The organism is Micromonospora sp. NPDC049559, from assembly GCF_040676675.1.
Taxonomy (GTDB): Bacteria; Actinomycetota; Actinomycetes; order Mycobacteriales; family Micromonosporaceae; genus JBFAPK01.
The window spans coordinates 1-10,900 of the sequence record NZ_JBFAPK010000071.1 but is presented as its reverse complement, the minus strand read 5'-3'; the positions used below and the strand labels follow the sequence as shown (position 1 = coordinate 10,900).

Here is a 10,900-nt window from a genome sequence, read left to right as displayed (position 1 = left end):
CCGCACCGCCACCCCGGCCGAGCCGAGGTGCAGCGTCAACGTGGCCGGCAGGTCGGCGGCCCGGTCCCCGCTCAGCCGCACGTCGACCAGGTCGGCCGCCTGCTCGACGCCGAGGCCGGTGAGGATCTCCAACGCCCGCTGCCAGTGGCGGCGCGCCGCCTCGTCGCGGCCCGACGCCCGGTACGCGTGCGCGAGGGCGTCGTGGGACCGGGCCTCGTCGACCGGCTGCGCCATCTCCTCGGCGAGCCGGAGGGCGTCGCGGTGCCGCCGGAGGGCCGCCTCCGGGCGCCCGGCGGCGTGTTCCAGCCGGCCCAGCCCGAGCAGCGCCTCGAACTGCCAGTTCCGGTTGCCCCACTCGCTGGCGATCTCCAGCGTCCGGTCGAAGACCGCGGTGGCCTGTTCGGCGTGGTCCAGGCTCCGGTACAGGTGACCGAGGGTGGCCAGGGCCGCGAGTTCGCCGGAGCGGTGGCCGATGGCCCGGGCGGCGGTCAGCGCGCCCTCGAGCCCGTCCCGGGCGGCCCGGTGCTCCCCGCGCATCCGGTGGGCGTGGCCGAGGCTGACCAGCGCGTCGATCTCGCCGGGACGGTCGAGCGTGGCGCGGGCGATCGCCAGGGCCCCGGCGAAGTGGTCCACGGCCGGGTCGAGCCGCCCCCGCACCAGGTCGATCCAACCGAGGCCGTACCGCGTCCGCAGCTCGCCGGTGCGGTCACCGCGCCGCCGGGCGATCGCGAGGACCCGGTCGTACGCGTCCGCGGCCGGCCCCGGCCGGCCGAGCAGCCGGGCGGTGTCGCCCAGCCCCATCAGCGCCTCCTGCTCGCCGGCCGCGTCGCCGCTCGCGCGGGCCAGGCCGAGGGCCCGGGTGAAGTCGCCGCCGGCCAGCTCGTGGCGGCGCTGGAGGCGGTGGATCTCGCCGAGGCGGTTCAGCATCTCCACCTCGCCGGGCCGGTCGGCGAGCGCACGGGCCGCGGCGAGGGCCCGGCCGTGGATCAGTTCGGCGTCCCGGTACTGGCCCCGGGTGGCGAGATGGCGGTGCAGGATCCGGCCCAGCCGCAGCGTGTGCGCGTGCCAGTCGTGCTCGGCCGCGTGGCGCGCGGCGGCGACGAGGTTGGGCAACTGCTCGTCGAGCCAGGCCACGGCCGGCGCGAGACCGCGCAGCGGCGGGATCGGCCGACCGGAGGCGGCGGTGCGCGCACCGGGCGGGCGTTCGCGCGGGTACGCCGTGACGGTCGCCGCGGCGGCGGCCTCGGCGTAGTGGTCGAGCAGGCGGTCCAGCGCGGCCCGCCGCTGCGGCTCCGCGTCGGTCGCCGCCGCCCGGTGCGCCGCGTGTACGCCCACCAGGTCGTGGAACAGGTGCCGGCCGGGTGCCGACTCCTGGAGCATGTGCACGTCGTGCAGCTGGTCGACCAGCCGGCGAGCCCGCCCGACGGTCGTGTCGAGCAGCGCCGCGGCGGCGTACGGGTCGAGGTCGCGGCCGGGGTGCAGGCCGAGCAGGCGGTACGCGCGCGCCTGGTCGGGGGCGAGCTGCCGGTACGAGAGGTCGAGCGCGGCGGCCACGCCCCGCCCCCCGGCGTCCAGCTCCGCCAGTCCGGCCTCGTGCGCCGCGCGCAGCCGGTCGAGCAGGTGCCCCACGGTCCAGGTGGGGTGGGCGGTGAACCGGGCGGCGGCGACCCGGATCGCCAGCGGAAGCCGGCCGCAGAGCTCGACCACCTCGCGCAACGACTCCCCGGCCTCGGCGCCAACCCGGTCTCCGGCGGCGCGGGCGAACAGGGCCATCGCCTCGGGCAGCGGCAGGGCCCCGAGCGACACGGTCCGGGTGGCGTCCAGCCCGACGAGGCGGCGCCGGCTGGTGACCAGCACCAGGCACTCGGCGGCCCCGGGCAGCAGCGGCCGGACCTGGGCCTCGGCGGCGGCGTTGTCCAGCAGGACCAGCATCCGCCGGCCGGCGAGGCGGCTGCGGTACAGCGCGGCGCGGTCGTCGGTCTCCTCCGGGATCTGCTCGCCGGGGATGCCCAACGCGCGCAGGACCCGGCCGAGCGCGTCCGACGCCTCGACCGGACACCCGGTCGGGCTGTGACCCCGCAGGTCGAGGAAGAGCTCCCCGTCCGGGTACCGGTCGGCGAGCCCGTGCGCGGCGTGCACCGCGAAGGCGGTCTTCCCGACCCCGGCCATCCCGTCGACGGCGACGACGACCGGCGCGCCGGAGTGCCGGCTCCGGCGCAGCGCGGCGAGTTCGGCGGCGCGGCCGACGAACGCCGTCGGCGGCGCCGGAAGCTGGTGCGGCACGGGCCGCAGGGGCGGCGAGTGCGCGAGGTCGGCGACGAGAATCTGCTGGTGCAACCGCTGTAGCGCCGCGGCGGGCTCGCCGCCCGCGTCGGCGAGTCGCTGCCGGAACCGCTCGTAGCGCTCCAGCGCGTCCGCGTGCCGCCCCTGGCGGTAGAGCGCCAGCATCAGCAGCGCCAGCACGGGCTCGTCCGACGGCCGCGCCCGCGCCCGGGCCTCCAGTGTCGCCGACAGGGCGGCGAGGTCGTCGGTACGGAGCCCGTCGTCGGCGCCCACCGGCCCGTCCGGTTCCGCGCCGAGCCGCTTCCGCCAGAACAGCACCGCGTCGCAGAGCAGGGCGGCCGCCCGGCCGTCGTCGGGGACGGCCCGGGCCCGGTCGACCAGGTCGTAGAACCGGTGCAGGTCCGCCCCGGCCGGCTCCGCGTCGCCCGTGCCGAGGGGTTGCGGCGGCGCCCAGGTCTCGTCGACAGGACCCGGGGTGGCGGCGGCGAGGAGCGCGGCGTGCATCCGCCGTAGCTCCGGTCCGGGGTCCACCCCCAACTCCTCGGCCAACCGGCGCCGGACCAGCTCGAACCGGTCCAGCGCCTCGGCCTGCCGGCCGGAGCGGTCCAGCACTTCGAGCAGCCGTACCCAGAGCGGCTCGCGCAGCGGGTAGCGCCCGGTCAACGCGACGAGTTCGGCGACCAGGTCGCCGTGCCGGCCGTCGGCCAGGTCCAGGTCGATCCGCCGCTCGATGGCGGCAAGGTACCGTTCGACGAGCCGGGGCGCCTCCGAGCGCGCCAGGAACTCCGAGCGGATGCCCTGCAACGGGGTACCGCGCCAGAGCGAGAGCGCCCGGCCGAGCAGTTCCCGCTCGCCGGCGGGGTCCGCGGCGCGCGCCGCCGCGGCGTCCAGCAATCGGACGAACCGCAGCGCGTCGACGGCGTCCGGTTCGACGCGCAGCTGGTAGCCCACGGTCGTCCGGCGGATCGCGCCGGGCCCGAGCAGGCCGCGCAGCCGGGACACGTACGTCTGCACGCTCCTGACCACGTTGTCCGGCAGCTGCTCGCCCCAGACCATCGTCGCCAGCCGCTCGGCCGGTACCGGGCGCCCGGCCGACAGCGCCAGCGCCGCCAGCAGGGCGCGCGGCCGGCTCGCCGTCAGGTCGACGGCCCGGCCGGCCGCCGTCACCTCCAGCGGGCCCAGGAGGCGGACCTCCAGTGCGCGCGCGGGTTCCCCCCAGGTCACTCCGGCTCCCCCCGCCGAACCAGCTGGTGGCCGCGTGGAGGGTGGGCGACCGCCGGCGCGCCTCGCCCGGCTCCTCGCGGTGCTCCCGACGCTACAGCGACGTACGTCGAAGTGGCAGCGGCTTTGCGGCGGGCCGCAAAGCCGCTGGTCGGCGGCGGTCGGCGGGCGGCCTCGGGCGCGACGGGCGCCGGGCGGGCGAGGTCAGGCGGTGGGGGTGACCCGCTCCGGCTCGATGGTCACGATCAGGCGCGTCTTGTCCCGGCCGCCGAACCAGGGGTACGGCCCACCGAGGTAGCGCTGGGACAGCTTCTCGATGTGCTCGGCCCCGCCCTCGGCGGTGATGTCGCGTACCCGTCCCCGCACGCTGTAGTAGCGGTGGGGGCTGCTCGCGTCCGCGACCGTCACCGCGACCCGGGGGTCCCGCCGCATGTTGCGCACCTTCTGGAAGCCCTGCACCGTGTTGATCAGGATGTTCCGGCCGTCGGTGTCGACCCAGGTCTGGGTGAGCTGCGGCGAGCCGTCGGGCATCAGGGTCGAGACGTAGCAGATGCTGGGCTGGTTGAGCAGGGCGAGCAGCCCGTCAGGGAGATCCACACCGGTACGTTACTCCGTCGAGCATGGACTGGTGGCCTGGGCGAAAGGGGAAAGCCACTCATTCTGCCGACCACAAGTCCATGATCGACGGGGTCGGGGCAGGTGGGGTCGGGTCAGACGGCGTTCGGCGCGTACAGGTCGACGCCGTTGCCGTCCGGGTCGTGTACGACGGCGTACCGCTGCCCCCACGGTGCGTCCCAGGGTTCGAGGTGACCGGGGTGGCCCGCGGCGGTCAGTTCGGCGTAGACCGCGTCGACGCCGTCGGGCGTACCGCAGTCGAAGGCGAGCGCGATCCGGGGACTGCCGCTGGGCGGCGCCCAGGCCGGGTCGAGGGAGCGGGCCGTCTCCACGGTGTCCCAGGCCAGCCGCATCCCGCCGGGCAGCTCCACCTCCACGTGCGGTGCGCTCTCGGCACCCTTTGGGATCGCCAGCCCGAGCCGGCGGTAGAACGCGAGCGAGCGGCCCAGGTCCGCGACGACCAGGCCGACGAAGTTGAATCGAGGTGTCATGCGGCCCAAGCTAACGGCCGCGCCGGGCCGGCGTCTTGAACGGAACGGACACGCCCCCCGCGGACCCCGCTCCACCGGGGCACGACCGGGGGGAAAGCTGGCGTACCGGGTGTTGGGCCCCGAGAAGTCCGCTAATTTCCGTCATGTCTGGCGTGCACGGGTCGAGTCCGCGACGCACGGCGGGAGTGGACCGAAAGGAGGTGGCCGGATGCACCTGGCCTACCTGGACGCGGGGTCCGGCAGCATGATCGTGCAGGCGGTGGTCGGCGGCGCCGCCGGCGTGGCGGTGGCCGCGAAGCTCTACTGGCGCCGGCTGCGCGCGCGCCTGCGTCGGCAGCCCGGCGACCGGGACTGATGGACGGCTCCCCGGCGCTGCTGGCGGCACGGGCCGAGCCGGGCTCGTTCCGGGACCCGGGGAACCGGGTCTTCTACGTCGGCTCGCGGGTCTACCGGGGGCTCGCCCCGCGCGCCGCCGCGAACTGGGAGGCGCTGCGCGGCAGCGCGTTCTTTCCCGGACTGCTCGCCGCGGGCAAGATCTGCGGTACCGAGCCGGCCGAGCCGGGGACCGTCCCGGCGGCCGAGGCGGGGCGCTGGGCCGCCGTCCTGCGGCACGAGCGGATCCCCTTCGTCTCCTACCCGTACGAGTGGTCGTTCACCATGCTGCGCGACGCCGCGCTGACGCACCTGGAGGTGCTGACCGAGGCCCTCGCCGACGGCTTCACCACCAGCGACGGCTCGGCGTACAACGTGCAGTGGCGCGGCGCCGAGCCGGTCTTCGTCGACGTCGGTTCCTTCGAGCCGGCCCGCGACGGCGAACCGTGGGCCGGCTACCGCCAGTTCTGCCAGACGCTGCTCTATCCGCTGATGCTCCAGGCGCACCTCGGCCTCGACTTCCAGCCCTGGCTGCGGGCGCGCGTCGACGGGATCGAGCCGGGCCAGATCCGCCGCCTCTTCGGCGGTACCCGCCGGTTCTCGGCGGGCGCGCTCAAACACATCCACCTGCACGACGCGCTCCAGACCCGGCACGGCGCCACCGGCACCGGCGAGGTCCGCGCGGAGCTGCGCGCGGCCGGGTTCTCCCGGGACCTCGTCCTGGCCACGGTACGGGGCCTGGAGCGGCTGGTCCGCCGGCTCGACTGGCAGCCGCCGGCCAGCCACTGGTCGCGGTACGGCCGGTCGTGCGGCTACTCGGCGGAGGACCGGCGGCGCAAGGAGCGGTTCGTCGCCGACGCGCTCGCCGGTACGGGCGGGTGCCGGCTCGTGCTCGACCTCGGCGCCAACGACGGCGCGTACGCCCGGGTCGCCGCGCGGCACGCCGAGCAGGTGGTCGCCGTGGAGGCGGACCCGACCGTGGCCGACCAGCTCTACCGCCGGCTGCGGGCCGACGGCGAACGCCGGGTCCTGCCGCTGGTGATGGACCTCGCCGACCCGTCGCCGGGCGGCGGCTGGCGGGCGGTGGAACGGGCCCCGTTCGCCGCCCGCGCCCGGGCCGACGCGGTGCTCGCGCTCGCGGTCGTACACCACCTCGCGATCGGGCGGGACGTGCCGCTCGCGGAGGTCGTCGACTGGCTCCTCGGCCCGCTCGACGGGGCCGGGCGGCGCGGGCGGCTGGTGGTCGAGTTCGTGCACCCCGAGGACCCGATGGCGCGGCGGCTGCTGGCGAACAAGCCGGCCGGGCAGTTCCCCGGCTACCGCCGGGAGGAGTTCGAGCGCCTCCTCGACGCCCGCTGCGTCGCGGTACGCCGGGAGGAACTCGCCTGCGGCACCCGTACCCTCTACGCCGGAACGCCCCGTGGCTGATCCGGACCGTCCGGCCCGCGCCACCGCCGGGACGGCGTCCGGCCGGTGGCGCGCCGGGGCGTGGCGGTCGGCGTGCCGGGCCGAGCTGCGTGCCGGGTTGGAGATCATCGCGCTCTGCGGCGTCGTGGTCACCCAGCCGCTGCTGGACATCACCGGCCGCAGCCCGGACTTCTTCCTCTTCCACCGGGCCGGGCGCGGCGAGATCCTGCTGCTCGTCGGCTTCTACACGGTGGTGCCGCCGCTGGGGCTCTGGCTGGCCGGCGCGCTGAGCGGGCTGGCCGGGCGCGCGGCGCGGGCGCTCACCCACCGGATCACCGTCGGGCTGCTGCTCGCCGCCCTCGCCGTGCAGGTGGGCAAGCACCTGCTGCCGCTGCGCGGTACGCCGCTGCTGGCGATCGCGGTGGCGTGCGGCGCGGCCGGCGCGTACGCCCACCGCCGCTGGCCGGCACCGGGCCGGCTGCTGCGGTTCGCCTCCCCGGGGCCGCTGGTCTTCGCGCTGCTCTTCGTCTTCGCCTCGCCGACCTCGGCGATGGTGCTGCCGCGCGGCCACGAGGGGCTCGGGCCGGGCGCCGCCCGGGGCGCCGGCCGGCACCCGCCGGTGGTGCTGCTCCTCCTCGACGAGCTGCCGCTGGTCTCGCTGCTCGGCCCGGACGGCGCGGTCGACGCGCGGCGCTTCCCGAACTTCGCCGCCCTGGCGGGGGAGTCGACCTGGTACCGCAACGCCACCGGCGTCAGCGGCTGGACCCCGTACGCCGTGCCGGCGATGCTGACCGGGCGCTATCCGACGGAGGCGGTGGCCCCGCACTACTCCCGCTACCCGGACAACCTCTTCACGGCGCTCGGCGGGGTCTACGACATCGAGGCGCAGGAGAGCATCACCCGGCTCTGCCCGCCCAGCCGCTGCGACCCGCCCCCGCCGGTACCGGGCAGCGGTGGGCTGCCGGTGCTGCTGCACGAGACCGGTGCCCTGCTGGAGCAGATCGTCTCGCCCGCGCGGGCGGTCCGCGAACCGGAGGCGAGCTACCGGGAGGTCACCCCGGAGCAGGCCGCCCGCGACGCCGCCGAGCCGACCCCGGACGACCCGAAGTTCCGCTGGGACACCCTCGACGACAACCAGCCGGTCCGGTTCACCGAGTTTCTCGCCGGGCTGCACCCGGCGCCGCGGCCGACCCTGCACTTCCTGCACCTGCTGATGCCGCACACCCCGTGGACCTTCCTCCCCTCCGGCGCCCGCTACGACGCCCCGGAGGACCTGCCGAACGACGGCGACGGCTGGGTGACGCTGGCCCGGGAGCGGCACCTGGCCCAGCTCGGCTACACCGACCGGCTGATCGGCGAGACCCTGCGTACGCTGCGCGCGACCGGACTCTACGACGACGCCCTGGTGGTGGTGACCGCCGACCACGGGGTCAGCTTCACCCGGGGCGCCCAGGGCCGGGGAATGGACGCGCTGCGCCGGGCGCCCGGCGAGGTGGCGTGGGTGCCGATGTTCGTCAAGGAACCGGGTCAGCGTCGCGGCCGGGTCGACGACCGCAACTGGGAACACGTCGACCTGACCCCGACCATCGCCGACTGGGCCGACGTCACGCTGCCGTGGCGCCCGGACGGGCTCTCCGCGCGCGGACCCGCCCGGCAGCGGGCCGACAAGCGCTTCTACGACGAGCCGGGCCGCCCGGTGGGCGTACCGGGGCCGGCGACCTTCGCGGCCGTGACGGGCGGTACCGCCCATCCACTCGCGCCCCCGCCGGAACTGGTCGGGCGCCGCACCGCCGACCTGCCGGTCGGGCCGGCGGCCGGGGTGACCGCGCGGGTGGTCGACCGGCGCGCCTTCGACGCCGTCGACCCGACCGGCGGGCGGCTGCCGGCCCTCGTGTACGGGACGGTGCCGAAAACCGTGCCGACCGGTACCCGCCTCGCGGTGGCGGTGAACGGCCGGATCGGCGCGGTGGTGCCGGTGCTCGACCCGGACCCGCGCGGCCGGCGCTTCGCCGCGCTGCTCGCCGACGACTCGCTCTTCGCCGCCGGGGCGAACCGGCTGGAGCTCTTCACCGTGGCGCCCGGCGACGCGCTGCGCCGGGTGGCCCTCGCCGGCTCCTGACCGGTCCGGCCCGGCCCGTTTTCTTCGTCGCGCCACCCGATCCCGTCCGGTCCGGCCTGACCTCGGCGGAAGCCCTTTTGCGCGCCCGTTTCGCCCGTTTTACCGCGCAGGCGTTCCGGGTGCGGGTGACGCATCCCTCACCCCGTAACCACGAGAGGCGGTAGGCGATCGGGCCGGATTACGGTAAAAGCGAAGGCAATTCAACGATGATTCGCCGGCGAAGCGAGGAACCACATGACGGAAGTTAAGCTCGATCACCCCCGTGGGCAGCTTTCGATGCCGGTGCAGTCCGCCGTCGAGGGCCCATCCGGCATCGGCGTTGGCAAGCTGTTGACCGAGACGGGTCTCGTCACCTACGACCCCGGTTTCGTCAACACCGCGGCCTGCTCCTCGGAGATCACCTACATCGACGGCGACGCGGGGATCCTGCGTTACCGCGGCTACCCCATCGAGCAACTGGCGGAGAAGTCCTCCTTCCTGGAGGTCTCGTACCTGCTGTTCTACGGCGAGCTGCCGACCGCGCAGCAGCTCGAGGAATTCACCGAGTGGGTCAAGCGGCACTCGTTGCTGCACGAGGAGATGCGTCGTTTCTTCGACGGTTTCCCCCGGGACGCCCACCCGATGGCCGTGCTCTCCTCGGCCGTCAGCGCGATCTCGACCTTCTACCAGGACAGCCTCGACCCGTTCGACCAGGAGCACGTCGAGATCTCCACGGTCCGGCTGATGGCGAAGGTGCCGACCATCGCCTCGTACGCGTACAAGAAGTCCATCGGGCAGGCGATGCTCTACCCGGACAACTCGCTCGGGTACGTGGAGAACTTCCTCCGCATGACCTTCGGCGTACCGGCGGAGCCGTACGAGGTCGACCCGGTCGTCGCCCGCGTGCTGGACATGCTCTTCGTGCTGCACGCCGACCACGAGCAGAACTGCTCGACCTCGACGGTACGGCTGGTCGGCTCCAGCCACGCCAACCTCTTCGCCTCGGTCTCGGCCGGCGTGAACGCGCTCTTCGGCCCGCTGCACGGCGGGGCGAACCAGGCCGTGCTGGAGATGCTGGAGCGCATCCAGGCCGACGGCGGCGACGTGCAGGCGTTCGTCCGCCGGGTCAAGGCCAAGGAGCAGGGCGTCAAGCTGATGGGCTTCGGCCACCGGGTCTACAAGAACTACGACCCGCGCGCCGCGATCGTCAAGAAGGCCGCCCAGGACGTGCTGGCGCGGATGAACAAGCCCGACCCGCTGCTGGACCTCGCGATGCAGCTGGAGGAGATCGCCCTCGCCGACGACTTCTTCGTCTCCCGCAAGCTCTACCCCAACGTCGACTTCTACACCGGCCTGATCTACAAGGCGATGGGGTTCCCGACCAAGATGTTCACCGTGCTCTTCGCGCTCGGTCGGCTCCCCGGCTGGATCGCGCAGTGGCGCGAGATGATCTCCGACCCGGAGACCAAGATCGGCCGGCCGCGGCAGATCTACACCGGCGCCAGCGAGCGGTCGTACGTGCCGATCGAGCAGCGCTGACCCGACTCCCGGCGGTCCGCCGGCGTCCCGCCCGACGCCGGTACCGCCGGGTCCGACCACACGACAGCGGCGGAGGAGCCGTCACCCCCGTACGGGGCGACGAACTCCTCCGCCGCTGCTGTGTGCCTGCCTGACTTCCGTGTGCGCCCGGTGCTGCTGCCGTGCTGTCGCTGCCGTGCCTGGTGGTGCCTGCCGTGCCGGGTGCTGCCGTGCCTGGTGGTGCTGTCGCCGCCGTGCCGGGTGGTGCCGGCGGCCCCGCCGGGGCGGGGCGCGTCGTCAGCGCCCGCCGACCGCGGCGAGCAGGTTGCCCTCGCGGGCCGGCACCACCATCCGGCCGCTGGCCATCCGCAGCGCCGCCTGCTCGGAGGTGAAGGCCGGGTTCTGCGCGATCGCGGCCGAGTAGGCCGCGGCGGTGCGGTGCGCGATCGAGGCCCAGCCGTACTCGTCGTCGACCATGGTGCGCGCCCGCCGCGCGAGCTGCCGGGCGTGCTCGCCGTTGGCCAGCAGGCTGTGTACCGCGTCGGCCAGCCCGTCCGGGTCCTTCGGCTGGAAGGTCACGCCCGTGACGCCCGGCTGGACGATCTCGGCGAGCCCGCCGGTGGCGGAGACGGCGAGCGGCGCGCCGGCCGCGGCGCCCTCCAGCGCGACCATGCCGAACGGCTCGTAGATGCTCGGCACCGCGAAGCAGTCCGAGGCCGCCATCATCGCCGGCAGCTCGACCCCGCCGAGGAACCCGGGGAACTGGATCATCCCGCCGACGCCGAGCCCGTGCGCCTGGGCCTGCAGCTCACCCCGGTACGGGCCGTCGCCGGCGATCACCACGCGCAGGTCGGGGTGGGCCTGGCGCAGTCGGGGCAGGCCGGCGATGAGGTGC

Annotated in this window: 8 protein-coding genes; 4 read left to right on the top strand and 4 right to left on the bottom strand. The window is 75.2% G+C overall.

Translation table 11 applies throughout. The features are described 5' to 3' along the window. The 3 genes from AB0J86_RS38415 to AB0J86_RS38405 form a co-directional block, all read right to left on the bottom strand. A partial coding sequence (locus AB0J86_RS38415) for a BTAD domain-containing putative transcriptional regulator (protein WP_363863736.1) occupies positions 1 to 3,507 on the bottom strand: 3,507 nt, incomplete at its 3' end. A 201-nt stretch (positions 3,508 to 3,708) separates the two neighbouring features. Then, on the bottom strand, positions 3,709 to 4,101 hold the full coding sequence (locus tag AB0J86_RS38410; RefSeq protein WP_363863733.1) for a PPOX class F420-dependent oxidoreductase: 393 nt from the start codon (positions 4,099 to 4,101) through the stop codon (positions 3,709 to 3,711). Positions 4,102 to 4,214: 113 nt separating this feature from the next. Continuing rightward, positions 4,215 to 4,610 (bottom strand): VOC family protein, encoded by a 396-nt coding sequence (locus AB0J86_RS38405; RefSeq protein ID WP_363863730.1) that lies wholly within the window; start codon positions 4,608 to 4,610, stop codon positions 4,215 to 4,217. A 208-nt stretch (positions 4,611 to 4,818) separates the two neighbouring features. Here AB0J86_RS38405 and AB0J86_RS38400 point away from each other — a divergent pair, with 208 nt between their 5' ends. From AB0J86_RS38400 to AB0J86_RS38385, 4 genes are all read left to right on the top strand, one after another. Further along, positions 4,819 to 4,965, top strand: coding sequence for a hypothetical protein (locus AB0J86_RS38400; RefSeq protein ID WP_363863727.1), 147 nt, complete (start codon positions 4,819 to 4,821; stop codon positions 4,963 to 4,965). Beyond that, positions 4,965 to 6,410, top strand: a complete 1,446-nt coding sequence (locus AB0J86_RS38395; protein WP_363863724.1) for a methyltransferase — start codon at positions 4,965 to 4,967, stop codon at positions 6,408 to 6,410. Before AB0J86_RS38400 ends, AB0J86_RS38395 begins: the two co-directional genes overlap by 1 nt. Beyond that, positions 6,403 to 8,508, top strand: coding sequence for a sulfatase-like hydrolase/transferase (locus AB0J86_RS38390; protein WP_363863721.1), 2,106 nt, complete (start codon positions 6,403 to 6,405; stop codon positions 8,506 to 8,508). The genes AB0J86_RS38395 and AB0J86_RS38390 overlap by 8 nt, the downstream gene beginning before the upstream one ends. A gap of 234 nt (positions 8,509 to 8,742) precedes the next feature. After that, complete coding sequence (locus AB0J86_RS38385) at positions 8,743 to 10,026, top strand: citrate synthase (protein ID WP_363863718.1); 1,284 nt, start codon at positions 8,743 to 8,745, stop codon at positions 10,024 to 10,026. Positions 10,027 to 10,302: 276 nt separating this feature from the next. Here AB0J86_RS38385 and AB0J86_RS38380 read toward each other — a convergent pair. Then, positions 10,303 to 10,900: glycosyltransferase (locus tag AB0J86_RS38380; protein ID WP_363863715.1), on the bottom strand; the 598-nt coding region annotated here is incomplete at its 5' end.

Excerpts from the sequence above, each read along its gene's own strand:
- AB0J86_RS38400 (WP_363863727.1), top strand. The coding sequence starts at position 4,819 with ATGCACCTGGCCTACCTGGACGCGGGGTCCGGCAGCATGATCGTGCAG.
- AB0J86_RS38395 (WP_363863724.1), top strand. The coding sequence starts at position 4,965 with ATGGACGGCTCCCCGGCGCTGCTGGCGGCACGGGCCGAGCCGGGCTCG.
- AB0J86_RS38385 (WP_363863718.1), top strand. The coding sequence starts at position 8,743 with ATGACGGAAGTTAAGCTCGATCACCCCCGTGGGCAGCTTTCGATGCCG.
- AB0J86_RS38405 (WP_363863730.1), bottom strand. The coding sequence starts at position 4,610 with ATGACACCTCGATTCAACTTCGTCGGCCTGGTCGTCGCGGACCTGGGC.